Annotated in this window: 22 protein-coding genes and 1 other RNA gene; 12 read left to right on the top strand and 11 right to left on the bottom strand. The window is 60.1% G+C overall.

From position 1 onward, the window contains the following. Window positions 1–54 precede the first annotated feature (54 nt). Entirely contained in the window at window positions 55–990 is a 936-nt protein-coding gene (locus AUP74_RS09850) for a universal stress protein (protein ID WP_069947428.1), read from the bottom strand. A gap of 172 nt (window positions 991–1,162) precedes the next feature. Here AUP74_RS09850 and AUP74_RS09845 point away from each other — a divergent pair, with 172 nt between their 5' ends. Genes AUP74_RS09845 through AUP74_RS09835 form a run of 3 tightly spaced genes read left to right on the top strand, consistent with a single transcriptional unit; the run spans window position 1,163 to window position 4,946 of the window. After that, entirely contained in the window at window positions 1,163–2,674 is a 1,512-nt protein-coding gene (locus AUP74_RS09845) for a thymidine phosphorylase family protein (RefSeq protein WP_069947427.1), read from the top strand. Continuing rightward, window positions 2,671–3,594, top strand: coding sequence for a ribose-phosphate diphosphokinase (locus AUP74_RS09840; protein WP_069947426.1), 924 nt, complete (start codon window positions 2,671–2,673; stop codon window positions 3,592–3,594). Before AUP74_RS09845 ends, AUP74_RS09840 begins: the two co-directional genes overlap by 4 nt. Next, window positions 3,591–4,946, top strand: coding sequence for an MBL fold metallo-hydrolase RNA specificity domain-containing protein (locus AUP74_RS09835; protein ID WP_069947425.1), 1,356 nt, complete (start codon window positions 3,591–3,593; stop codon window positions 4,944–4,946). The genes AUP74_RS09840 and AUP74_RS09835 overlap by 4 nt, the downstream gene beginning before the upstream one ends. Window positions 4,947–4,968: 22 nt before the next feature. Here the strand turns inward: AUP74_RS09835 and hda are convergent, their stop codons facing one another. Next, the gene (gene hda, locus AUP74_RS09830; protein WP_069947424.1) at window positions 4,969–5,694 is read right to left on the bottom strand and encodes a DnaA regulatory inactivator Hda; all 726 of its coding nucleotides are present in this window, start codon (window positions 5,692–5,694) and stop codon (window positions 4,969–4,971) included. A gap of 1 nt (window position 5,695) precedes the next feature. Continuing rightward, the gene (locus tag AUP74_RS09825) at window positions 5,696–6,793 is read right to left on the bottom strand and encodes a DUF2066 domain-containing protein (RefSeq protein ID WP_069947423.1); all 1,098 of its coding nucleotides are present in this window, start codon (window positions 6,791–6,793) and stop codon (window positions 5,696–5,698) included. Window positions 6,794–7,109: 316 nt separating this feature from the next. Here AUP74_RS09825 and purM point away from each other — a divergent pair, with 316 nt between their 5' ends. The 4 genes from purM to AUP74_RS09805 all read left to right on the top strand — a co-directional run bounded on the left by purM (window position 7,110) and on the right by AUP74_RS09805 (window position 11,358). Further along, entirely contained in the window at window positions 7,110–8,159 is a 1,050-nt protein-coding gene (purM, locus tag AUP74_RS09820; protein WP_069947422.1) for a phosphoribosylformylglycinamidine cyclo-ligase, read from the top strand. Then, entirely contained in the window at window positions 8,159–8,833 is a 675-nt protein-coding gene (gene purN / locus AUP74_RS09815; RefSeq protein ID WP_069947421.1) for a phosphoribosylglycinamide formyltransferase, read from the top strand. The genes purM and purN overlap by 1 nt, the downstream gene beginning before the upstream one ends. Window positions 8,834–8,966: 133 nt before the next feature. Beyond that, complete coding sequence (locus AUP74_RS09810) at window positions 8,967–9,677, top strand: DUF3108 domain-containing protein (protein WP_226999751.1); 711 nt, start codon at window positions 8,967–8,969, stop codon at window positions 9,675–9,677. 262 nt (window positions 9,678–9,939) lie between these two features. After that, window positions 9,940–11,358, top strand: a complete 1,419-nt coding sequence (locus AUP74_RS09805; protein ID WP_069947420.1) for an OmpP1/FadL family transporter — start codon at window positions 9,940–9,942, stop codon at window positions 11,356–11,358. 376 nt (window positions 11,359–11,734) lie between these two features. On the opposite strand, the gene AUP74_RS09800 is transcribed toward AUP74_RS09805, so the two are convergent. Both AUP74_RS09800 and ffs read right to left on the bottom strand, forming a co-directional pair. Next, a complete protein-coding gene (locus AUP74_RS09800; protein WP_069947419.1) occupies window positions 11,735–13,618 on the bottom strand; it encodes a M2 family metallopeptidase in 1,884 nt (627 codons plus the stop codon). A gap of 221 nt (window positions 13,619–13,839) precedes the next feature. Beyond that, an RNA gene (gene ffs, locus AUP74_RS09795) (signal recognition particle sRNA small type) lies at window positions 13,840–13,936 on the bottom strand. Window positions 13,937–14,113: 177 nt separating this feature from the next. Here ffs and AUP74_RS09790 point away from each other — a divergent pair. The 3 genes from AUP74_RS09790 to AUP74_RS09780 all read left to right on the top strand — a co-directional run bounded on the left by AUP74_RS09790 (window position 14,114) and on the right by AUP74_RS09780 (window position 16,258). After that, window positions 14,114–14,959 (top strand): 6-carboxytetrahydropterin synthase, encoded by an 846-nt coding sequence (locus AUP74_RS09790; protein WP_069947418.1) that lies wholly within the window; start codon window positions 14,114–14,116, stop codon window positions 14,957–14,959. A gap of 108 nt (window positions 14,960–15,067) precedes the next feature. Next, entirely contained in the window at window positions 15,068–15,784 is a 717-nt protein-coding gene (locus tag AUP74_RS09785; RefSeq protein ID WP_069947417.1) for a 16S rRNA (uracil(1498)-N(3))-methyltransferase, read from the top strand. A gap of 90 nt (window positions 15,785–15,874) precedes the next feature. Beyond that, a complete protein-coding gene (locus AUP74_RS09780) occupies window positions 15,875–16,258 on the top strand; it encodes a DUF6249 domain-containing protein (protein ID WP_069947416.1) in 384 nt (127 codons plus the stop codon). Between the two features lie 198 nt (window positions 16,259–16,456). Here the strand turns inward: AUP74_RS09780 and ald are convergent, their stop codons facing one another. After that, window positions 16,457–17,602 carry an alanine dehydrogenase gene (ald, locus tag AUP74_RS09775; protein WP_069947415.1) on the bottom strand — a complete coding sequence of 382 codons (1,146 nt, stop codon included), beginning with the start codon at window positions 17,600–17,602 and terminating at the stop codon, window positions 16,457–16,459. A gap of 196 nt (window positions 17,603–17,798) precedes the next feature. On the opposite strand from ald, the gene AUP74_RS09770 reads away from it, so the two are divergent. Further along, window positions 17,799–18,284, top strand: a complete 486-nt coding sequence (locus AUP74_RS09770) for an Lrp/AsnC ligand binding domain-containing protein (protein WP_069947414.1) — start codon at window positions 17,799–17,801, stop codon at window positions 18,282–18,284. A 50-nt stretch (window positions 18,285–18,334) separates the two neighbouring features. On the opposite strand, the gene AUP74_RS09765 is transcribed toward AUP74_RS09770, so the two are convergent. From AUP74_RS09765 to putP, 3 genes are all read right to left on the bottom strand, one after another. Next, window positions 18,335–18,799, bottom strand: a complete 465-nt coding sequence (locus AUP74_RS09765) for an Mpo1 family 2-hydroxy fatty acid dioxygenase (protein ID WP_069947413.1) — start codon at window positions 18,797–18,799, stop codon at window positions 18,335–18,337. 78 nt (window positions 18,800–18,877) lie between these two features. Continuing rightward, window positions 18,878–19,390 carry an O-acetyl-ADP-ribose deacetylase gene (locus tag AUP74_RS09760; RefSeq protein WP_069947412.1) on the bottom strand — a complete coding sequence of 171 codons (513 nt, stop codon included), beginning with the start codon at window positions 19,388–19,390 and terminating at the stop codon, window positions 18,878–18,880. Between the two features lie 150 nt (window positions 19,391–19,540). Beyond that, window positions 19,541–21,007, bottom strand: a complete 1,467-nt coding sequence (gene putP / locus AUP74_RS09755) for a sodium/proline symporter PutP (protein ID WP_069947411.1) — start codon at window positions 21,005–21,007, stop codon at window positions 19,541–19,543. Window positions 21,008–21,200: 193 nt separating this feature from the next. On the opposite strand from putP, the gene AUP74_RS17055 reads away from it, so the two are divergent. Then, window positions 21,201–21,800: a hypothetical protein gene (locus AUP74_RS17055; RefSeq protein ID WP_193427333.1), complete on the top strand. Its 600-nt coding sequence runs from the start codon at window positions 21,201–21,203 to the stop codon at window positions 21,798–21,800. Here AUP74_RS17055 and ttcA read toward each other — a convergent pair. Next, the gene (ttcA, locus tag AUP74_RS09745) at window positions 21,682–22,602 is read right to left on the bottom strand and encodes a tRNA 2-thiocytidine(32) synthetase TtcA (RefSeq protein WP_069947409.1); all 921 of its coding nucleotides are present in this window, start codon (window positions 22,600–22,602) and stop codon (window positions 21,682–21,684) included. The two genes, AUP74_RS17055 and ttcA, sit on opposite strands and share 119 nt — an antisense overlap. A 221-nt stretch (window positions 22,603–22,823) precedes the next feature. After that, a complete protein-coding gene (locus AUP74_RS09740; RefSeq protein WP_083260913.1) occupies window positions 22,824–23,483 on the bottom strand; it encodes an arylesterase in 660 nt (219 codons plus the stop codon). Window positions 23,484–23,541 lie beyond the last annotated feature (58 nt).

Genomic DNA, 23,541 nt, shown 5'->3' with positions numbered 1-23,541 from the left:
CGGGCCCGGCAGGGCCCGTTTTTTATTGTCGGTAAAGTGCCTGGCTCCAGATCTTCAGGCTTTCACCGGTGACGTGTAATCGCTGGGCTTCAGCGCCAGCAGCGAACAGGTAATACGCTGCAGAATATTTTCCGCCGTATTGCCCATAATGAATCCGGGGATGCCGGTGCGGGCCACCGTACCCATCACCAGAATATCCAGTTGCTTCTCTTCAATCAGCAGGGGAATAAACGAATCCGGTCGGGCGATTGCGTGGTGGACCTCCATAGGGCCCTCGATGCCAGCGGCGTGGATCAGCGCATCCAGCTTGCCACGATGGTTTGCGCCCGCCTTTTCCAGCGCCCGATCCAGCTCCTCATCGGAGATGTTGATGGGGTAGTTGTGGCGCAGGTATTCATCGACGTCGTAATCCCAGCAGGACACGACATGCAGGGTCCCGCTACAGCTGTCAGCCAGCGCACGGGACAGACGCAATAAACGAATGCCGAGGTCGTAGGCGCTGGGTTGCTCATCCTCGGGATCCACCGCCACAACCACCTGCACCTCTTCGCGGGGGTGTTCAATACGCCGGCTCAACCAGACCGGGCACGGACATTTGCGCAGCAGTTCCATATCCATGGCTTTGAAGCCCTTGCGATGCGTGCGGCCCTCGACATTTTTCACAACCAGGTCGTAATCTTCTTTCAAAACGCGCTGGATGATTCTCTCGGCAGGGGTATCGCCGGCATCCACTTCAATTTCTGCTGCCACCTGGCCTTCGTCGATACTGAGGAGTTCCCGAGACTTTTTCAGGGACTGCCCGGCTCTCGCGATCAATCCGTCCTTATAGGCCCCCTCATAGTCGGTAAAACCCTCTGGCAGGTGCGGGCAAACCACCACAATAGTCAATGTGGCGCCACTGACTCTGGCGACACTCAACGCCTGCATCAAGCCGTCGCTCTCATCGACGGTACCGTGACTGACAAAGAGTATTTTGCGGAAGTTCTGCATATGCTGTTTAAACTCCTTTCCCCGAGGCACGCCAGAATGATCATGTTACGCTCAAACCAGTTCTGTTTGAGCAACCACAGCTTCTCATTATGGCGGTGTCGAGGCTGCTAGGACACGCGGTAGACACGGATTTCATCCTCAAACAAGGAGCGCTGCAGGCTTTCGGGTATCGATGCGACATATTCCCCCGCTCACTGCACACCTGATGGGTGTCGACACCCATGAAGAGCCCATCATCTTCATGCGCAGTGACTGTGCCATCTGCCGCGCGGAAGGGTTTAGCGCCAACACCCGCCTGCAGGTGCAGGCGAAAGAACACAGTCTCATTGCCACGCTCAATATTGTGAGCAACGAGCTGCTGGCTGAAGGCACCATTGGCTTTTCCGACAGCGCCTGGGAATTCCTGCAGCTGAGAGAGGAACAACCTGTTCACGTACGGCACGCTCCGCTGGTGCGCTCCCTCAGCGCCCTGCGTAAAAAAATCTACGGCCATGAACTGAACCCACTCGAAATCAAGACGATCGTCCACGACATCAGTCGACGACTTTATTCGGATATCGAAATCGCCAGTTTCCTGACCGCCAGCGCGGCCGGTCATCTCTCATCTGTGGAAGTAACCGCCTTGACCCGGGCCATGGTGAGTAGCGGCAACCAGTTACATTGGTCCGGGGCCGAACGGGTATTCGATAAACACTGCATCGGCGGCCTGCCCGGCAACCGGACAACACCAATCGTGATCTCTATCGCCAGTGCCGCCGGGCTGATGATTCCCAAGACCTCCTCCCGCGCCATCACCTCGCCTGCGGGCACCGCGGACACCATGGAGGAACTCACCGAGGTCGACCTGTCCCTTGAGCAGTTACAGGATGTGGTGGAACAAACGGGCGCCTGCCTGGCTGCCGGCGGCGAGGTTGGACTCAGTCCTGTGGATGATCTGCTGATCCGCATCGAGCGGGCGCTGGACCTGGATAGCCCCGGTCAGCTGGTAGCCTCTGTGCTGTCAAAGAAAGTCGCCGCCGGCTCCAATCACATACTCATCGATATGCCAGTCGGCCCCACCGCCAAACTGCGCTCAGTGGAAGAGGCCAATGAACTGGCCGGCTTATTTCGTCAGGTTGCCAAAGCGATGGGCCTGCAACTCCGTTGCGTGATTACCGATGGCACGCAGGCCATTGGCTACGGTATTGGCCCCAATCAAGAGGCTCGCGATGTGCTCTCCGTACTCCGCAATAGCCCCGAGGCGCCACCGGATCTGGCGGAGCGCTCCCTGTTTCTGGCTGCAAACATGCTGTCGATGGCATCCGGTGAAACTCTGGACGCCGCCTTGCCCAAGGCCCGGGAAATACTCCTCTCGGGACAGGCGTGGCAACAGTTTCAACGAATCTGCAGCGCCCAGGGGGGACTCAAGACGCTGCAGGAAGCACCCCATCACTGTCGCCTGCGAGCCCAGCGCACCGGCAAGCTGCTGGGCATGGACAACCGGCGACTCGCCCAGCTGGCCAAGCTGGCGGGCGCCCCCAGCTCGCCCCTCGCCGGACTGCGCTTGCACATCAAAGTGGGGAACAGCGTCATACCCGGCCAGCCACTGGCCACGCTTTACGCCGACACGCCGGGGGAACTGGCCTACGCAAGAGATTACTACCACCAGAACCGCGACCTGTTTGATATTGGGCCCCAGCCGTGAAACCGCTCCTGATCGCCATGAATTCCGACCTTCCCCTGTTCAGGCCGCTCTGTGAGGCCCTGGGGGCAGAAGCGGGAGCGCTGGAGCGGCGTCGTTTCCCGGATGGGGAGACTTACCTGCGAGTCCTGAGCACGGTGAAGGGAAGGCGCTGCATCGTACTCGCAAACCTCGCCAATCCCGACCCGGAAGTGCCGGCACTGCTGTTTCTGGTCGACACTCTGCGGGAGCTGGGGGCCGCCGATGTCGGCCTGGTCGCCCCCTACCTGTGTTACATGCGCCAGGACCGCCGTTTCCACCCCGGCGAAGCGGTCACGGCGCCCAGTTTCGCACGCCTCGTTTCCGCCTATTTCGACTGGCTTGCCTGCGCCGATCCGCATCTGCACCGCATTCATCGTCTGGATGAGGTGTATTCCATCCCAGCCACCGCAGTCAGCGCCGCTCCGGTGCTCGCAGACTGGGTTGCCAGGCGGAATGAGCCCTGCCTCCTGGTTGGTCCGGACGCTGAGAGCCGCCAGTGGGTCAGCACGGTAGCAGAGCATACTGGCAGCCCGATTACGGTCGGGGAGAAACGCCGCCTGGGAGATCGAACGGTAGAAATTACCTTTGCCGGGCTCGCCAGGTTCACCGGTCATACCGCGGTGTTGCTTGACGATGTGATCTCCAGCGGGCACACGATACTGGAGTCAGTGAAGAGACTGAGGGCGGCGGGTTTCACGCAAATCGACTGCCTGACGGTGCATGGGCTTTACGCCGAAGGGGCACAAGCGAAACTCAGAGAGGCCGGCATCCGGCATCTGCTGGCGAGTAACAGTATCCCGGGAACGGGGAACAGTCTGGACCTGAGCCCGGTCCTGGCCCCTGCCATAAAGAAGCTGCTGGAGAACCCCACCAATCGTTCTGAGGAAGTCGCAAAAAAGTGAACATTCTTTTCCTGGGCGCCACCGAGACCGTCACCGGCTCCAAGTTTCTGGTAGAACACAACAACACTCGCTTACTCGTGGACTGCGGCCTCTATCAGGGCTACAAGTGGTTGCGGGAACGGAACTGGCAGACTCCCGACTTCGATATTCAATCCATCGATGGCATCCTGCTGACCCACGCCCACCTGGATCACTCCGGCTATATCCCGCGGTTGTACAAACTGGGCTACAGGGGGCCGGTCTTCTGTCACCCCGCCACACAAGACCTCTGCTCCATCCTGTTGCCGGATGCCGGCCATATCCAGGAAGAAGATGCCCGCTTTTACGCCCGACACCGGCTGAGCAAGCACAAACATCCGGAACCCCTCTATGATGGTGAAACAGCGGAGCAGAGCCTCGAGTTGTTTCAGCCCATCGAGTTCAGGGAAGAGTGCCAGGTTGGCGATCTCTACTTCCACCTCCAGGGTGCCGGCCATATCCTCGGCGCCGGCAGTGCCATCATCACAGCCGATGGCAAGCGGGTGGGCTTCTCCGGGGATGTGGGACGGCCCGACGATGTTGTGATGTACCCTCCCGAACCGCTGCCCCCTCTCGATCTGTTAATGCTCGAATCCACCTACGGTGACCGCCGTCACCCGGATCTGGATGTCCGTAGCGAGTTAAACCGAGTCGTCAACGAAGCCGTGTCACGGGGTGGTGTACTGCTGATCCCGAGCTTTGCCGTGGGCCGAGCCCAGATGATCCAGCACTTGCTGGTATCCGCCATGGAGGCTGGTGAAATTCCCAAGCTGCCGGTTTTTCTGGACAGCCCGATGGCAATCGATGCATCGCATATTTACCAGCGCTACCCCGAACTCCACCGGCTCACCGAAGCACAGTGCCGGGAAATGGGCCAGATGGTCACCTACACCCGGGACGTCGAGGAATCAAAAGCGCTGGAACAGATCACCTACCCCCACATCATCATCGCCGGCAGCGGCATGGCCACCGGGGGCCGGATACTGCATCACATGAAGCGGTTGCTGCCCAACCATCGCACGACAGTGCTTTTTGTCGGTTTTCAGGCGGGCGGCACGCGTGGAGCCAGGATGGTCGCCGGGGCGAGTTCGGTGAAAATCCACGGCGACTACATTCCCTGCCGGGCGCAGGTGGAGAAGCTGGACGGGCTCTCGGCCCATGGCGATTACGAAGATCTGACGCGGTGGCTACTGAATTCGAAGCTCGAAAAAGGGACCCGGATCCAACTGGTGCACGGGGAGCCGGATGCAGCGGACTGCATGCGGCTGCACCTCAATGACCACACGCCCTTTAAGGTGAAGGTGGCGCAGTACCGTCAGATACTGCGACTTTGAGAATCGGGTTGCCGGACAGTACTCAGATACCGAGCACTTCCTTGACGAAGGGAATGGTGATCTTGCGCTTGGCCATCAGCGACGCCCGGTCGAGGGTTTCCAGGCACTGGAACAGCGCCCGGGTGTCACGCGGGGCGCGGTGCAGAATGTACTGGGCCACATCCTCGGACAGATCAAAGCCGCGCAGGCGGCTGCGCCGGCGCAGGGCCTCCAGCTTGTCATTGTCGGTGAGCGCCTGTAACTGAAAAGTGAGCCCCCACTGCAGCCGTGAATGCAGGTCCGCAAGCGTCAGCTCGAGACCGCGCGGTGGTTTACGGGCGCCCAACAGCAACTGACCACCACTATCCCGTACACGGTTGTAAAGGTGGAACAGCGCCTCCTGCCAGCGAGGCTGGCCTTCAATCTGGTGCAGGTCATCGATGCATACCAGGTCCAGCTGTTCCAGACCATCCAGCATCACACCGGGGTCCATCGCCATCAGGTCTGTCAGCGGCAGGTACTGGAAGCTGCGGGCAGCTTCTTCAGCACTCTGACAGGCTGACTGCAGCAGGTGGCTGACACCACTCCCCGGCTCCCCCCAAAGGTAGACCACCTGCTCTGGTGACCGGCCCGAGGCAAAAGCCTGCAGAGCCTCGACCACCTGGCGATTGGCATCCTCCCCGGAGAGGTAAAAATTATCGAAAGTGGCGTCGTCGCGCAGGGAAACCCCCAAGGGTAACTGCTGCGGCGCGCCTTGTTTGTTACTCATCTCAGTGCCAGCGGTAACGCAGGGGGTTTTCCGCACTACCCACAGGTGCACGGTAACCAGTCAGATCGATCGGATCCTCTTCCGCACCGGCACTCAGCCTGCGGTTAAGGGCCAGCGCATCGCGAAGGCGATCCAGTCCGACCGTCGAAGTAATGGAAAAACGCAGGCGGTCGTTGTCCGCCGCCAGCAATTCGGCACTGCTCACCTGGGCCAGCCCCTGCAAATAGGCGATAGCACCGGTGTAATCGGCGAACTCATTGATACCGGAGACCTCCAGTACCAGGGCATTCTGTGGACCGGTTTGGCCACCAGTGCGCACCGCGTAGCGCTGGGCCAGAAGGTTCGCCGCACCATCGATTCCCTGCTGCGCGACCTCCTCCAGCGAGCTGCCGGTGGCATCGAACGCATGGGCCCGGCCGCCGTGGATCAGCAGCCAGTTGGCCTGCCAGCGATCCGCAGACAGCTCCAGCGCCCGTCCCATAAGGGTGGCATCCGGCCGATAGCGCACACCGGCGCGCTCGGCGGCCCGCTCATCCTGGGCCCAGAGGTTACCCAGCGGCATGGCACTGCGATCTACCGGATCCATGGCCGGGAAATCCACCGGCAGCCCCCTGTCGATCGCCATCCCCTCCAGCGCCGCATAGAGTTCAGGAGCGTCCTGTTCGCTGAGCGCTGCGCGCCCACCCTGCAGAGTGTCCGCCGCCAGCCAAACCAGGGTTCCGGGGCGATTATTGGGCCACAAAGGCAGCTCCAGGCGGCGAACACGCTCAGAGACAGCCTGCGGGTCATAGGAGAGGTGCAGGTAAAGCTGGTTGTCTTCAACTTCGTAGCGATAGCTCTGCAGGAACCGATCGGCCCGCCGGAGCTCGGGGCGCAGCTGCGGGTCACTGCCGATGGCTGTGTCCCCGGTCACCCGCACAAAGACCCGCTCCAGACCCCGGCCGATGGCATCGGCGCGATCCGTGGTCCCGCGGCTGGGTACGGCCTCTACGACCTCGTAGAGGTCCGCCACCACCCGCGCCTGTGCAGGCATTACCAGGGCGCAGAGCAACAGCGCTATCAATTGAGCCGCCAACCCGTGCCGGAGCAGCTTGTGCATCGGATCTCTCCCAAACATCGTGATTCTTGACGGGCCATTCCGCAGAGTCGTCGTCCAATGCGGCTCAGGGCCCTGGAGCCAGACCTCAGGCAGGCTCCGAGCGGCTATTGTATCAGTGTCGGCTTTTTCTCCCAGCCCCGAGTTCGCACAAATGGGACGCCTGCCGCGTTTGCAGCACATCAATGACGGCGCTCCCTAGGGCCCAAGGCAGGGAAAATCCGGTCGAAAAGCCGCAGATCGGCACAGGGCGTGGCTACACGAGCGACTCCGAGCTAGAATACGCGCCCTCTCGAATCCCCCCATTGCAGGAAGAATCATGAGCGATTCCAAACCCCAGTCCCTCAGTTACAAAGATGCCGGTGTCGACATCGACGCAGGCAATGCGCTGGTCGACCGCATCAAGCACGTGGCCAAGCGCACCCAGCGCCCCGAAGTCATGGGCGGGCTGGGCGGTTTCGGTGCCCTCTGCGAGCTGCCGTCCGGGTACCGCGAACCGGTACTGGTATCCGGCACCGATGGCGTTGGCACCAAACTGCGCCTCGCCATGGACCTGGGTATTCACGACACCATCGGTATCGACCTGGTCGCCATGTGCGTCAACGACCTGGTAGTCGCGGGTGCCGAACCCCTGTTCTTCCTCGATTACTATGCCACCGGCAAGCTGAACGTGGATGTGGCCGCCCAGGTGGTGACCGGCATCGGCCGCGGCTGCGAACTGGCAGGCTGCGCTCTCGTGGGTGGTGAAACCGCCGAGATGCCCGGCATGTACGAGGGTGACGATTACGACCTGGCCGGCTTCTGTGTCGGCGTGGTGGAGAAATCCGAAATCATCGACGGCAGCAAGGTCAAAACCGGCGACAAGCTGATCGGCCTCGCATCCAGCGGCGCACACTCCAACGGCTACTCCCTGATCCGCAAAGTACTGGAAATCAGTGGCGCGGACCTGCAGCAGGATATGGGCGGCAAGACTCTGGCCGAAGCGCTGATGGCGCCCACCCGCATCTATGTGAAAAACCTGCTCGAACTGGGCAAGTCCGTGCAGGTCAATGCGCTCAGCCACATCACCGGTGGCGGCCTGCTGGAGAACCTGCCGCGGGTGCTGCCCGAAGGCGCAAAAGCGAAGATCGATGTGACCAGCTGGGAGATGCCGCCGGTATTCCGCTGGCTGCAGCAGGCCGGCAATATCGATGGCCGCGAAATGTACCGCACCTTCAACTGCGGTGTGGGCATGGTGATCTGCGTACCCGAAGAGCAGGCTGACAAGGCGCTGGAAACCCTGCGCCAGCTGGGCGAGGAAGCCTTTATTGTCGGCAGTATCGAATCTGCCAATGCAGGCGATGAAGCGGTGGAGCTGGCAGGGCTTTGATGTCAGTGCGCAATGATGACAACCGCTGCCGAGTGGTGGTGCTGATTTCTGGCAGCGGTACCAACCTGCAGGCCATCATCGATGGCGCTGCGGAACAACAGTGCCCCTATGAAGTCTGCGCTGTCATCAGCAACAAGCCGGAGGCCTACGGACTGGCCCGGGCCAACGACGCAGGCATCGAGACCGCCGTGGTCAATCACCGGGAATATCTGGACCGCGAGGGCTTCGACACTGCGCTGATCGAGGTCATCGATCGCTACCAACCGGAGCTGGTAGTACTGGCAGGTTTCATGCGTATCCTGACTCCCGGCTTTGTGCGCCATTACAGTGGCCGACTCATCAACATCCATCCTTCACTGCTGCCGAAATACCAGGGCCTGCACACGCACCAGCGCGCCCTGGATGCCGGTGACAGTGAGCACGGTGCCACGGTGCATTTCGTTACCGAGGAACTGGATGGTGGCCCGCCCATCGTCCAGGCCGTGGTGCCGGTAGAGTCCGGCGACACCGCCCAATCCCTGGCCCAGCGGGTTCAGGTGCAGGAGCACATCATCTACCCCCTGGCGGTAGAGTGGTTCGCCGAAGGCCGATTGCGCATGGCATGTGATCGGGCTGAACTGGACGGACACCCCCTGCCCGCCTCCGGCCATCGCATCGACAGCCGGGTCTCCTGACCTCTTTATCGCACTAAATGATTGCGCTGGTGTCAGAGCCTCTACAGGCTTTGGCCCCGGCGCCACTCCAGACAGGAACGGCAGCCGGATGCTAAAGTGGTGCATCCCCGGCCCGGACATCTGGAGGTCAACAGTGCCATTTCGCAGACTTGCCACACTGGTCTCAATTTTCGCCACACTTCTGCTGACGCCACTGGTCAGCGCCACGGAACTGAAACCCTTTCGCGCCGTTTACGAGGCCCGCTACGGAAGCTTCGAAGTCACTGCCACCCGCTCCCTGTCCGGCAAGGCCGGCAATTGGCGGCTCGACTTTCAGGCGGACTCGTTTTTCGCCGACATCAATGAATACTCACGCTTCCTGAAACAGAACGGCCAACTCTCACCGTTGCACTATGAATATCGGCGCACCGGGCTGGGTCGTAATCGCCATACCTCACTCAACTTCGAGCCCGGCGAAAAACGAGTCGTCAATCTCACCAACACCGATCGCACGCTGGAAAATGCGCCAGAGAAAATCCAGGACAAAATCAGTTACCAGCTGCAACTGGCGCTGGATGTTGCGGCAGGAAAAAAAGACCTTCAGTACGTTGTCACCGACGGCAAGAAGTTGCGTGAGTACCGTTTCAAAATTGCCGGAAAAGAAACGCTGAAGACACCGCTCGGGGAGGTGGAGACCGTCAAAGTCCAGCGGGTAAGAGAAGACGACGATCGGGAAACCAATATCTGGTTTGCGCCTGGCTGGAACTACGCACTGGTAAAGCTACAGCAGGAAGAAGATGGCGAAACCTATCAAATCGCTTTGACCGAATTGATCATCGATGGAAAAAGCATCAATACGCCCTGAAAAACTTCAAATTTCCCGCCAAAAGGCAAAAAAAAGTCACGCCCCGCGATAGATTTTTTGACCCATTCTCTTTATAAAGTCGCCCGTTTCCTCAGGTATGGCAACGCGACAGTATCGCGCTGCTAGTATTTTTTTTGTACCAAGGAATACATTGCGAGAATTGGAAGCTTTGTGAAAAAGCTTTCCGGTCGGATGCGCTTCCTCCGAACTTCCGGATCGTGCGCGCCGGCAAAGAGTCATCAGCAATACAGAGTGGGACCTCATGAAACAGAATTTATTGCGCCGTGCAGCACTGGCTGTTGCCATCAGCACCGTTTCCAGCGGCAGTATGGCTGCCGGTTTCTACCTTCAGGAATCTGGTACTACCGGCCTCGGCCGAGCCTATGCGGCAGAGAATACGATTGGTGACAACGCCTCGATTCTCGGACGGAATCCAGCCGGCTCTGCGTTATTCGACAGCATCAGCCTCAGCGGCGGCTTCATCTACGTCAACCCTGAAATCGATGCGGCGGGTACCACAACCTACTTCTTCCCCGATGGTACCGGCGGTCTGGGCAGCGCAAGCATCTTCGATACCGCCGACGACTATGCGACCGACGCATTCGTACCTAACGGCTATGTGGCGGTACCGCTGGATCCCTGCTGGTCTCTGGGCCTGGCGATGTACACCACCTATGGCCTGGAAACTGATTTCGATCCCACCTGGCCTGTGACCAATATCGCCGACCAGACCGAGCTGTTGACGGTAAATATCGCACCTTCGGTTGCCTACGATTTCAATGATCAGTTCAGCATTGGTGTTTCCGTAAACTTCGTTTATGCGGATGCCAAGCTGAATACCATGGTGCCGCGCGATTTCCTGCTGAACCCGGATCTTTCTGGCAGCAAAATCCTCGACTATGACGATGCTGACGACTGGGATGTAAGCTGGGCTATTGGTGCACTCTGGAGAATCAACGACCAGACCCGCTTTGGTATCTCCTATCACGCAGAGATTGACCCGAAACTGGAAGGCGACGTCAGTTCAGACTTCCTGCCAACGGTTGCCCTGCCTCCTGCCCTGCAGCCGGCATTCCCTCCATTCGACAATGCCCGCGGTGACGTGACCCTGGATCTGCCCGATACCCTGGAGCTGGGTTTCTACCATCGTTTCGACGAGCAGTGGGGCATCGCAGCTGGCGTTATGTGGACAGACTGGGATGACTTCGAGCGACTGGAAGCATTCATTCCTTCAGCCCGCCTGGGCGTGGAGGATGAGCCCTTCAATCCTCTGCTCGTCAAGGAAGAGAACTTTGAGAGTGGCTTCCGCTACAGCATCGCCGGGGAATACTACCCCTGTGAAGAGGTCACCTGGCGCATCGGCTACGCCTATGATGAAGGCGCAGCGCGGGACGGCCTGAATCAAAATGGCATCACAGAGGTTGAAGAGACTATCGGTGTAGGACTGCCTGTCACCTGGCGCACCCTGTCGATCCCCGATACCGATCGCCAGTGGATCACTTTCGGTGGTACCTACAAGTTCGACAAACACCTCAGCATCGACGGTGGCTTCGCCTACCTGTGGGGCGACGACGAAACCGTTCAGGAGTTTGGTCGACTGCCGGTACCTACTTACTTCGATGGTGAAACCACCAATATCGAGGCATGGCTGATTGGCGCTTCCGTGAACTACACATTCTGATTGCCAACGGCCCCAGAGCCAAAAGCAAAAAGGCCGGGCAGCGAAAGCTGCCCGGCCTTTTTATTGACTTGCGTTTTGCTCCATAGAAAAGGCGAACCTTCGCTACAGACAAGCCCTGTCGCTGGCAGTCTTCTCTGGATTTAATTCCGGCCCGGCGCCTGACCGCCACAGATGGCGGAAATGCAGGTTTTGCAGGGAGCAAAAACCTGCCTTGGCCGGGCGACCTTTTTCCTTGAGAACAGCCACGCGGTGAGCAGTGCTCGCCGTACGCGCGGGGAAGTTTTTCGCAAGCAGCCTTCCATGGGGCTAATTCCGGCCCGGCCTTCCCTGGCCAGGCGAATAATCGCGCAGCGAGCAATGCTCGCTCAGCGCGCGATTATTCCCAGCCGCACTGGCGGTCTTTGTTCTGCTCTTCCAGGTACGCCATCAGGGGCTGGAAGTAGTCAATGATGGCAGAGGCATCCAGCTCACGCTGACCGGTAATCGCTTCCATGGCATCCGGCCACGGCTTGCTTGCGCCCATGGCCAGCATGTCGCGCAGTTTCTCGCCGGCCGCTTCGTTGTTGTAGATGGAACAGCGGTGCAGCGGTCCCTGCTCGCCGGCGGCTTCACACAGAGCGCGGTGGAACTGGAACTGCTGAATACGCGCCAGGAAGTAACGAGCGTACGGGGTGTTGCCAGGAATGTGATATTTCGCACCCGGATCAAAGTCCGCCTCAGTGCGTGCTACCGGGGCCTGGATGCCCTGGTAATCTTCGCGCAGCTTCCACCAGGCCTTGTTGTAGTCGCCCGGCTGTACCTCGCCATCGAATACCTGCCAGCGCCACTTATCCACCATCAGACCGAACGGCAGGAAGGCGATCTTGTCCAGCGCCTGGCGCATCAGGAAGCCGATGTCCTTGTCGCTGCCGGGCACCTCGTCCATCAGGCCAATTTCCTTCAGGTACTTCGGCGTAATGGACAGTGCAATGGCATCGCCCACCGCCTCGTGGAAACCATCATTGGCGCCTTCGCGGTAGAGGAACGGCTGGTCTTTGTAGATGCGCTGGTAAAAGTTGTGGCCCAGCTCGTGGTGCACGGTGATGAAATCATCGGCCGTCTTCTGGATACACATCTTGATGCGGATATCATCCTTGCTGTCCAGGTTCCAGGCACTGGCATGGCAGACGACATCGCGGTCGCGGGGCTTGGTGAACTGGGAGCGCTCCCAGAAAGTTTCGGGCAGCGGCTTGAAGCCAAGCGAGGTGAAGAACTTCTCACCCACCTTGACCATATCCTTTTCGCTCATGCCAGAATCCTGGATCAGCGCATCGAGGTCGTAGGGCGCCTCCATATCCTCGTCTTTGACGACGTCATAGACATTGCCCCACTCCTGGGCCCACATGTTACCGAGCAGGTGTGCGGGGATCTTGCCGTTGGGCGGCACCACGTCATCACCATAGCGCTCGTTGAGCTTGGCCCGCACGTGACAGTGGAGCGCCTTGTACAGAGGCTTCACCTTGTTCCACTGGTTGTCCATGTCCGCGGCAAAGTCATCGGCACCCATGTCGTACTTGGAGCGCCACATGACACTGAGGTTGTCATAGCCCAGCTCCTGCGCACCGGCATTGGCGATCTCCACCTGGCGTTCGTAAAGCGGTTTCATCGGCGGGGACACCTTGCGCCAACCAACCCACAGATCCTTAAGCTGTTCCGGATCGCGGCTCTCGGCCATCAGGCGACCCATCTCGGTCAGGCTGTAGCATTTCTCTGCATCACCCTCGCCGGTGCAGTACTTGCCGGAACCGTACATGCCCTGCAGCTTGGACTGGATCTGGGCCAGTTCCGCGGTGAGTTTCGGGTCCTTGGGCGCTGGCAGAACCAGTGCCTGCTTCAGCATGGTCAGCTGGCGGCGGGTTTCAGCATCCAACTGCAGGTCGTCAAACTGCGCCGCCTCGTTAGCCAGCTCCACGGCCAGGGAAGTGAAACGCTCGGAGGCGAGGGACTCCACATACTGGGAGTCGGTATTGATGTAGGTGGAGGCCAGCCAGCTCGCATGGCTCAGCTCTTCCGCCATCTCGGCCAGGCGGGACTGGGCTTCCTCCAGGAACGCCTTGGCATCAGCCGCGGTCAGATCGCCGCCGTTCTGGGCACCCTGGGCGGCCTCACTGCTCACCTGGGCCGCAGCATTTGTCGGCTGGGTAGTCTCTTTTCCGGTTTCGCCGCTATCACAACCGGCAAAAACCACTGTGGCCGCAATCGCCAGAGCAAGTTTCTTCATCGGTTCCCTCTTTGTCTTTATCGGAATCGGTTACAAGTGACGCCGTTTATAGCATAGGGACAAGACTACGCGGGACCGGATGGCGGTTCAGCACGAAACATCGGCACATTATTCCCTGCGAAGCGGCTTCTGCGGAGAAAAATACTGCATGAGCCCGGGGCTGTGGCAATGGCGGGGGAATGGTGGGGAATGGGAATTTCAGAGGGCAGAAATGGAGGCAGCCCAACCAGCACACCCTCGGCACATGACGTCACTGCTACCGTTGCTCCCTTCCGGGCCTGGCGGGGTTCACAGCTGTTCATTGCGAGGGGACCGGAAGGGCCGCCACTACACTACTTAAGCTTGGCTTAAGACTCCGACCGATATCGACGTGCGATCAGCATCGAAGAGGGCGCGATTATAGAGACTCGCAGGCGCGAGTTCTACCCCTGTTAGCGGTTATACTATGGGCCGCGTTTTTAACCCTTTCCCTGACTCCAACCGCTAAGGCAGTTCATGCACCTGTTTGTCGACAACCTCACCAATGTAGATTTCAGCTACCTGGACCACGCTCGCGGCCTGGTGGGCGAGACCTGGCTCGCAAGCGCCGCTCTCGACGGGGCGCTGGACGATCAGGGAATGGTGTGTGACTTCGGGATCGTGAAGAAAACCCTGCGCAACTGGCTCGACGACGAGGTGGATCACCGCTTGCTGGTGCCAGTGCAATCCCCCCATCTGGAGCTACAGCGAAGCGGAGATACTCTGGCGCTCACCTGGAAGCTCAAGGATGGTGGCGAGATTACTGTGGGCGGGCCAGAGCAGGCTTTTGCCCTGGTGGAAGCCGAGGAAATTTTTGAAGAGAGTGCCGCCGCCTGGTGCGTTACCCAGCTGAGCGGTGCCTTTCCCGGCAGCGTGGCAAAACTCCAACTGAAGTTTTGCAGCGAGCACATCGACGACCCCTATTACCACTACAGCCACGGCTTGAAAAAGCACGACGGCAACTGTCAGCGCATCGCCCACGGCCACCGCTCGCGGATACAGATCTTTGTCGACGGGACGCGAGACCCGGAGTGGGAGGAGCGCTGGGCCGAGCGCTGGCGGGACATCTACCTGGGTACCAGAGAGGATCTGCATGGCAGTGAAGGTGGAGATCAACTCGGGTTCGCCTATACCGCCCGACAGGGCAAGTTTACCCTCACCCTGCCCGCCAGCCGCTGCGAACTGGTGACCTGTGACACCACTGTCGAGCAGCTGGCGCAGTACATCGCCGAAACCATTGCCGAGGAGGAAAAGGGACGCATTGTGCGGGTGCGCGCCTATGAAGGCCTGGGCAAGGGCGCGGAAGCCAGCGCTTCCCGCTGACAGGACGCTTTCCCACTGTGCCTCTTGCGCCAGCCCATGGGAAAAGCGAGAGGTCACACCTGCCCCTGCAACAGGACAACAGCACGGCAGCAGCCTGAGAACAGCGCTTTGAATCTTATTATTCTGTTTCCCGAAGATTTCACCGAAGCGACCCGCGTAACGCTGACCGGCCGTCGACATGCGCATATCCAGCAGGTGCACCGCGCAGCACCCGGTGACAGGCTCAAGGTTGGGCTGCTCGACGGCGCCATCGGTCGCGGACGGGTACTGGATATCGATGACAACCGGGTGGAACTCGAGGTCACGCTGCAGCAGTCCGCACCCGCACCACTGCCTCTGACAGTCATACTCGCCCTGCCCCGCCCGAAAATGCTCAAGCGCATCATCGAGCATGTCACCACACTCGGGGCCAAGAGAATCTATCTGGTCAATGCTTATCGGGTAGAGAAGTCCTACTGGCAGTCCCCCTGGCTGCAACCGGAGAAGTTGCGCGAACTGTGCCTGCTCGGGCTCGAACAGGCCGTGGACACCCGCATGCCCACCATCGAACTGCGCAAGCGGTTCAAGCCTTTTGTCGAGGATGAGCTGGACGAGATCGCCGCAGATTCCCGCCGCCTGGTTGCGCACCCGGTCACAGACAGCCCCTGCCCGGTGGATATGGACGAGCCCGTTACCCTGGCAGTCGGGCCCGAGGGGGGCTTTATTCCCTACGAGGTTGAAAAGTTGCAGGAAAAGGGTTTCGAGGGCGTACACCTGGGGCCACGAATCCTGCGGGTCGAGACGGCATTGCCAGTGCTTCTCGGGCGTCTTTTCCCGGGGCGCTGACGTCACTGCATCCAAACACCCCCTGTCGCGCATCTATTGATTAAGCAACGCCGATTTCCGGCATCGACTTAAACCAGGAGCACGACAATCATGAATGAAGGCACTCTCGCCCTACTGATCCCCTTTGCATTTTTTCTTTTGGTGGGCCTGCTGGTCTGGATGGCTCTGCATTTCCGCCAGAAAGCCAACCTGGAAGTGCAGCAAACCATTCGCCTCGCACTGGAAAAAGACAATCAGATGGCCGCGTCGGTGGTAGAGCAGATGAGGATCTATGGTGCTCACCCCAAGCGCGACGTCCGCACCGGCATTATCTGGGTCGCCATTGCCCTTGGGCTCGCCTTGATGGGCTTCTTCACCCCCGACCCGAGCGGTCATGCACTCAAGGGCATGCTGGCCGTCGCCTCGGTACCGGTGATGATCGGTATCGCCTACCTGCTGATGTCCAGAATCCCCGGAGACCGCCCAGCGGTCTGACCGGGACCCGCAGTCTCTCCGCCCCCACCCGGCAGCACTAGAAAAGCAGAAATAAAAAAGCCGCGTAAATACGCGGCTCAAAAATGGTGGCTCCCGCCACCGGGTCTCACAGAGCGGGGCACATTCGCGCCCCTGGGGAGAAAGTCTGCTCAAACAAGAATAAGCACGTTACTCAATCAAGCGCGGTAAAGCGGCCGATCAGGCCACTTCACCCTGCTGCACTGCAGATTTCTGCAGGGCAAGCTTCGGATCTACAAACTCGTAGCCCAGTACATCGGCCACTGCCTGGTAAGTCACCATGCCGGCGTGAACGTTCAGGCCCTCCAGCAGATTGGCGTCGTCCAGCAGGGCCTGCTTGGCACCTTTGTTGGCGAGGGAAACGGCGAACGGCAGGGTAGCGTTGTTCAGGGCCATGGTGGAGGTACGGGCAACACCGCCCGGCATGTTGGCAACACAGTAGTGCACCACACCGTCGACGACGTAAGTCGGCTCCTGGTGAGTGGTCGCCTTGGAGGTTTCGAAACAACCGCCCTGGTCGATCGCCACGTCCACAACAACGGCACCCTTCTTCATGCGGCTGATGATGTCGCGGGTCAGCAGCTTCGGCGCTGCGGCACCCGGAATCAGAACAGCACCGATCACCAGGTCGGATTCCAGAGCATGGGACTCGATCGCGTCGTTGGTGGAGTACTCGGTGCGCACAGCGCCGCCGAAGATATCGTCCAGCTGACGCAGACGCGGCAGGGAGCGGTCCAGGATGGTCACGTCGGCGCCCATACCCAGAGCCATCTTGGCTGCGTTGGTACCCACTACACCGCCACCGATGATCAGCACCTTGGCCGGAGCAACGCCGGGAACACCGCCCAGCAGAACGCCGAGGCCGCCCTGGGCTTTTTCCAGGTGGTGGGCGCCGCACTGTACGGACATACGGCCGGCAACTTCAGACATCGGAGCCAGCAGCGGCAGCGCGCCAAAGCGGTCGGTCACGGTTTCGTAGGCAATACAGGTTGCACCGGACTTCACCAGCAGCTCGGTCTGCTTGGGATCGGGTGCCAGGTGCAGGTAGGTGTAAAGAATCTGGCCGGGGCGCAGCATCTCGCACTCGTGGGGCTGCGGCTCTTTCACCTTGACGATCATGTCAGCAGTGGCGAAGATTTCTTCCGGCGTATCGATGATGCGGGCACCCGCTTCAACGTACATTTCATCGGTAAAGCCGATGGCGGAGCCACCGTCTTTCTGCACGATTACCTCGTGGCCGTGGCTGATCAGCTCGCGTACGCTGGCCGGAGTCAGGCCAATACGGTACTCGTGGTTTTTGATCTCTTTTGGTACACCAATCAACATTTTTCTCTACTCCTCAAAATTGAAGGACGCCCGCGCTTCACTGGCCGGTTTTTCGTCCTGCCTCTGTGATTTCGGCTAGTATAGGGCCGACCTTCAAGTGAATTTGTGGTAGATTTTTCTCATAACCAGTGGATTCCACTGGCTATGCCGTTAAAAAGATGCTTTTTTAAGCGAATCGACCACTTGGGAGCCCGCCATGCGCAAACGCGCCAATGAACTCAGCACCATCGACCGCAACATCCTGCGCGTTCTACAGAAGAATGGACGCACCAGCTATGCCGAACTGGCCCGCCAGGTGGGCCTGACTGCGACGCCATGTGTAGAACGGGTACGGAGGCTGGAAAGTGACGGCGTTATCCAGGGCTATACCGCCCTGATCAACCCGGAGTTTCTCGATGCGGCCCTGGTGGTCTTCGTGCAGATCCGCCTGAACCGATCCGCCCAGGATGCGTTCGAGGAATTCCGCAACGCGGTGGCGGCGCTACCGGAGGTACAGGAGTGTTACCTGGTCTCAGGCAACTTCGATTACCTGATCAAGGCGCGAGTGGCAGACATGAGCGCTTATCGGAAGTTTTACGGTGAGACACTACTCACCCTGCCCGAAGTACAGGAATGCACCAGCTATGTGGTGATGGAGCAGGTGAAGGAAACACTGGAAGTACCGGTGCATTACAACCGGTGAGTTGCGCCCGGCCGGACAGCCGGGCTGATATCGGGCAACTGCCCCAGAACTCAGTAACGGATACCCAGTTTCCGGTAAAGGAAGCCGATCACCCAGGCCGGACCGATCAGCAGGAACTGCACATCCTTGAAGAAGGACGGTTTCTTGCCCTCTACATGGTGGCCGATGAACTGGAAGATCCACATCACCACGAAGAGTAATAGCGACACCTGCCAGACGCTGAACCCAAGCCGGTCGACGACCGACCAGCCCCACAGGCAAACAACACTGATAGCGACCATACCGAGCGCCAGGGAGAAGGACATCACGGCATAGAACATCAGTGCCGGCACCAGCGCCACCACGGCCCAGTTCAGCCAGGGAATCTCGGCCATAAACGCCGGCTGGGGAATGGACCAGACCAAACCCACCACCGTAGCGTAAATCACCGGCACCGCAATCCAGTGGATCGCCTTATTGGTAGGGTTCTGGTGGCTCTCGCCGTACTCCGAGAACCACTGTTCCGCGCTGCGCATACTCTCATCCTCGCGTGTTTTTATTGTGCGTAGTGTGCGCCAATAATGTTGGACGCGAGGACAAGAATCAACTGCGCTTCAGCGGCGCACGACCGCCTCCAACTGGAGGCGATAGAGATCCGCCATCCGCGCGTCGAAACAGCAGAAAATAATCTGCTCTGGGGGCGCCTCCCGATCCAAGTGATCCTGGACCTGGTCAACGGCGATCTCCACCGCCAGTTCCGGCGGATAGTCATAGACCCCGCAACTGATGGCCGGGAAGGCAATGGATTTCATTCCCTCGCGCCGCGCCAGGGAGAGGCAGTGCCGATAGCAGCTGGACAACAGCTCTGGCTCGCCGAGATTACCGCCTCGCCACACGGGGCCCACCGTGTGGTAGATGCGTTTTGCAGGGAGGGAAAATGCCGGTGTGGCCCTGACCTCACCGACCGGACAACCGCCGATCGCGCGGCAGGCCTCAGACAGTTCGGGCCCCGCCGCGCGGTGGATGGCCCCGTCGACCCCACCACCACCGGACAGGTGGCGATTGGCCGCATTGACGATTACATCGACCTGTAATCGAGTGATATCACCGAGATGAACTTCTATCACCCAGTATCTCCAACCGCGTTGTGGTTAATTCCTGCGGATGGAAATCCTTTTCGCCCTCGGCGACCACGCTCTGCCGCCGAGGTAACCGCCGGCCGGCGATTGCCGGCCCGGTCTGCGGCGATGCGTCCCGCACAGCCTTGAGCAGGTAGCTCAGCCCACGATTTCGCGGTGTCGCTGGGCCACCTCGGCAGGACATTTCGTCACTGCGCTAACTATCACGATAGCAGCTGCGGAGAAAACAAAGCCCGGCAACAACTCGTAGATATCGAAGATGCCGCCGGAGAGCTGTTTCCACACCAGCACCGTCATGCCGCCTACCAGCACACCGGCAATGGCGCCGGCACCGGTCATGCGCGACCAGAACAGGCTGATCAGTGTCGCCGGCCCAAAGGCCGCACCGAGTCCAGCCCAGGCATAGGCCACCACATCCAACACTTTGGAGTCCGGCTCCATAGCGACCCAGACTGCGACCAGGGACAACGCGACCACCGCCCAGCGCCCCACTTTCACCATCGCCTCGGGGCTGGTGCTGCGGCCAAACCACACGTGGTAGATATCTTCCGCCAGCGCCGCAGAGGAAACCAGCAACTGGGAGTCCGCTGTACTCATGATGGCGGACAGGATTGCCGCCAGCAGCACCCCGGCCACTACCGGGTGGAACAGGGCCTCCACCAGCGCCATGAATACCCGCTCGCCGTCCGCCAGGACCTGGGCCAGCTCCAGGTGCCCGAACAGGCCCACCGCCATGGCGCCGAGGAAACCAGCCAGTGACCAGACAGCAGCCACCGACGCGGCCACCGGCACATCATCAGCGCTGCGCACCGCCTGGAAGCGGGCGAGGATATGGGGCTGGCCGAAGTAGCCGAGCCCCCAGGCCAGGGAGCTGAGAATGGCCACGATGCCCAGGGTCTGCCCACTGCTGTCCCGCATCCAGTGCATCAACTCGGGCACCTGCTGCTGCAACTTGCCCCAGCTGGCGGAAAAGCCGCCCTCATCCATGATCACCACCAGCGGCACGATCACCAGCGCCAGGCTCATCAGCAGGCCCTGAAATACGTCCGTCCAGGAGACCGCCAGGAAGCCACCAAACAATGTGTAGGAGATCACTGCCGCCGCACCGATCACTACCGCCCAGCGGTAATCCCAGCCAAACACGGTCTCGAACAGCTTGCCGCCGGCAATCAGGCCCGAGGCCACGTAGAAAAGGAAAAACAGCAGGATGAAAAACGCGCACAGCGTGCGCAGATAGGGATGCCCCATATTGAAACGGCGGTGCAGGTAGGCGGGCACCGTCAGGGCGTCGTCCAGCTCATAGGTGTAGATACGCAGGCGTCGCGCCATCACCGTCCAACTCAGCACAATGCCGGAGAAGAGCCCGATGGCGATCCAGCCAGAGGAGAGTCCGCTGGCATAAGCCGCACCCGGTAAGCCGAGCAACAGCCAGCCGCTCATATCCGACGCGCCGGCACTCAGCGCCGCCACCGCCGGTGGCAGAGAGCGCCCGCCGAGGAAGTAATCGCTGGCGTTCTTGGTGCGCAGATAGGCGTAAACGCCGATCAAGAGGATCAACGCGAGATAGGCGACAAAGGTCAGCGCGACGAGCCATTGTCCGGACATGGGAACTCCCTTTCAGCTTTGTTGGCGGCCGGCCCAGCCTCGAACCCGGTTAGCGAGTCCTTGCACAGATGGCAATGAGAATAGGCGTCGCCATTAATTTTTGTGTTTATTGCGCGTAAATCTACCCATTAGCTGGCGCCAGCTCAATCCACAAACTAAATATTGGGAAGAGACACGGAGAACTGACAACACTATGGGCATCTGTCTGGACGAGTTACGACTGCTGGTCATTCGTCCGACCCTCAAGCACCTGAGAGCCTGGTCTGCGGGAATGGAAAACCTGCTGCTGGGTACAGCCGCGCAGGAGTCGCAGCTCGGTTTTCATCTCAAGCAGGGCCGGCGCCATGGACTTGGCATTTATCAAATTCAACCGCACACCCACCGCGAGATCTGGGATGACTACCTGATTGGGCACCCCGCGCTCGCCTCCAAGGTGCGCGGGCTGGCGAGTCAGCGGGACTTCCTGGATCACCCGCACAGTGAGCTGACCACCAACCTCCGCTATGCGACGGCCATTGCCTGGCTAATCTACCGGGCCGCGGACGCCGACAAGGTGGCGGAGGATGACGTCCCCACCATGGCGAGGCTCTGGCACCAGCATTTCCATCACGGCCCTGCAGCGTCCCAACGGGACTTCGAGCAGAGTTACGCGCAGCTGGTGAGCGGTGCCGACCCTACAGATTCAGCGCCTCGATATACAGGGGAGCCTCCTCCCCTTCGTCGCCATCCGGCACCCAGGAGTTCACCCGGCGCTCTATTGCCTGATCGTCACGCACAGCAGCCGCTGGCTTAGTACGATCCAGCTCCAGGTTCACGAAGTCGTAAAGGTCCCCGTCCGCCAGCTGTGACGGGGATACTCTCGTGAGTGCCGCAAAAATATTTTCGCTACGCCCCGGGAACTGCCGATCCCATTCCTGCAGCATCTTCTTGATCGCCTGACGCTGCAGGTTTTCCTGGCTGCCGCACAGGTTGCAGGGAATGATCGGGAAGTCTTTGTGTTCCGCAAACTTCACCAGATCCGACTCGCGGCAGTAGGCCAGCGGGCGGATCACGATATTGCGGCCGTCGTCGGCACGCAGCTTCGGCGGCATCGCCTTCAGGCGGCCGCCGTAAAACATATTCAGGAACAGGGTCTCGACGATATCGTCCTTGTGGTGACCCAGCGCCACTTTGGTGGCCCCGATTTCCTCGGCAAAGCCGTACAGGGTTCCACGCCGCAGGCGCGAGCAGAGGCCACAGGTGGTCTTACCTTCCGGCACCACTTCCTTCACGACCGAGTAGGTGTCCTTTTCCACGATGTGGTGCGGCACCCCCAGTGATTGCAGGTATTCGGGCAGGATGTGCTCCGGGAAACCCGGCTGCTTCTGGTCCATATTGACCGCCACCAGCTCGAAGTTGACCGGTGCGGTCTTCTGCAGGTTCAGCAGGATATCCAGCATCGCGTAACTGTCCTTGCCACCGGACAGGCACACCATGATCTTGTCGCCCTCTTCAATCATGTTGAAGTCGGCGATGGCGCGGCCCACATTGCGGCGCAGGCGCTTCTGCAGCTTGTTGAATTCCAGCCGCTCGCGGCGATTTTCCAGTTCGGACATGGTGCTTCTCTGAATACAGACCTCAAGGTCCGGGGCATCGACGCCATATGCGCAGGCGCTGGTGGCGGGGGCTCGTCGCGGGACCTTACACGGCCATGGATGGCCGTGTAGAGCGTGCGAGGACGCATCCACAGCGTGTCCCGCGACGAGTCACCGCCGGCAGCGCCGCCAATCAGGTCGACTCTGCCCCGGAAATCAGGCCGCGATTGTACGCATTTCGATCACGGAGTACACGACTCGCTGTTCACCCCATCCTCCAGTAACTGCTGCACGCAGGGCCAGACGTGGTCCAGCAGCGCCGGCTGCGCCTCCGCGGTGGGGTGGATGCCGTCCGTCTGCATGGCGCCTTCCTTGAGGGCGATGGGCTCCAGGAAGAAGGGCACCAGGGGCACCTCCTCAGCCTCCGCCACCTTCGGGTAGACGCCGGCAAAGGCCTCCGTATAGGCGCGGCCATAGTTCGGTGGCATGCGCATGCCCAGTAGCAGCACCTCCACATCCTCATTCCGGGCCAGGCGAATCATCTGCTGCAGGTTGCGCTGCAGCGCCTGCGGCGGATAGCCGCGCAGACCGTCGTTGCCGCCGAGCTCCAGAATCATCCAGCGCGGTTCATGTTCCTTCAGTAGGCGCGGCAGGCGCGCCAGACCACCAGAGGTCGTCTCGCCACTGACACTGGCGTTCACAACCTTTACCTTTTCACCGGCCTGCTCCAGCCGCGACTGCAGCAACTCCACCCAGCCGTCGGCCTGCTCCAAACCGTAGGCTGCACTGATGCTGTCTCCCAGCACCAGCAGCGTTCCGGCCCGGGCCACGCCCAGTGGGGCGAGCAGCAGCAAACACAGGCCGAGGTGAAGGCCGAAGCGCCGGAAAAAATCTGTCGTCATGTCATACTCTCCACTGCTTTTTGCGTATAACCGCTTATACGCACAGCTTTGCGCAATT

The sequence above is a fragment of the Microbulbifer aggregans genome (assembly GCF_001750105.1).
Classification (GTDB): Bacteria; Pseudomonadota; Gammaproteobacteria; order Pseudomonadales; family Cellvibrionaceae; genus Microbulbifer; species Microbulbifer aggregans.
The sequence above is the reverse complement of the archived record's forward strand: the minus strand, read 5'-3'. Positions and strand labels throughout refer to the sequence as shown.

Coding starts and splice junctions, on each gene's coding strand:
- AUP74_RS09850 (WP_069947428.1), bottom strand. CDS start 990: ATGCAGAACTTCCGCAAAATACTCTTTGTCAGTCACGGTACCGTCGAT.
- AUP74_RS09845 (WP_069947427.1), top strand. CDS start 1,163: ATGCGACATATTCCCCCGCTCACTGCACACCTGATGGGTGTCGACACC.
- hda (WP_069947424.1), bottom strand. CDS start 5,694: ATGAGTAACAAACAAGGCGCGCCGCAGCAGTTACCCTTGGGGGTTTCC.
- AUP74_RS09825 (WP_069947423.1), bottom strand. CDS start 6,793: ATGCACAAGCTGCTCCGGCACGGGTTGGCGGCTCAATTGATAGCGCTG.
- purM (WP_069947422.1), top strand. CDS start 7,110: ATGAGCGATTCCAAACCCCAGTCCCTCAGTTACAAAGATGCCGGTGTC.
- purN (WP_069947421.1), top strand. CDS start 8,159: ATGTCAGTGCGCAATGATGACAACCGCTGCCGAGTGGTGGTGCTGATT.
- AUP74_RS09805 (WP_069947420.1), top strand. CDS start 9,940: ATGAAACAGAATTTATTGCGCCGTGCAGCACTGGCTGTTGCCATCAGC.
- AUP74_RS09800 (WP_069947419.1), bottom strand. CDS start 13,618: ATGAAGAAACTTGCTCTGGCGATTGCGGCCACAGTGGTTTTTGCCGGT.
- AUP74_RS09790 (WP_069947418.1), top strand. CDS start 14,114: ATGCACCTGTTTGTCGACAACCTCACCAATGTAGATTTCAGCTACCTG.
- AUP74_RS09780 (WP_069947416.1), top strand. CDS start 15,875: ATGAATGAAGGCACTCTCGCCCTACTGATCCCCTTTGCATTTTTTCTT.
- ald (WP_069947415.1), bottom strand. CDS start 17,602: ATGTTGATTGGTGTACCAAAAGAGATCAAAAACCACGAGTACCGTATT.
- AUP74_RS09770 (WP_069947414.1), top strand. CDS start 17,799: ATGCGCAAACGCGCCAATGAACTCAGCACCATCGACCGCAACATCCTG.
- AUP74_RS09765 (WP_069947413.1), bottom strand. CDS start 18,799: ATGCGCAGCGCGGAACAGTGGTTCTCGGAGTACGGCGAGAGCCACCAG.
- putP (WP_069947411.1), bottom strand. CDS start 21,007: ATGTCCGGACAATGGCTCGTCGCGCTGACCTTTGTCGCCTATCTCGCG.
- AUP74_RS17055 (WP_193427333.1), top strand. CDS start 21,201: ATGGGCATCTGTCTGGACGAGTTACGACTGCTGGTCATTCGTCCGACC.
- ttcA (WP_069947409.1), bottom strand. CDS start 22,602: ATGTCCGAACTGGAAAATCGCCGCGAGCGGCTGGAATTCAACAAGCTG.
- AUP74_RS09740 (WP_083260913.1), bottom strand. CDS start 23,483: ATGACGACAGATTTTTTCCGGCGCTTCGGCCTTCACCTCGGCCTGTGT.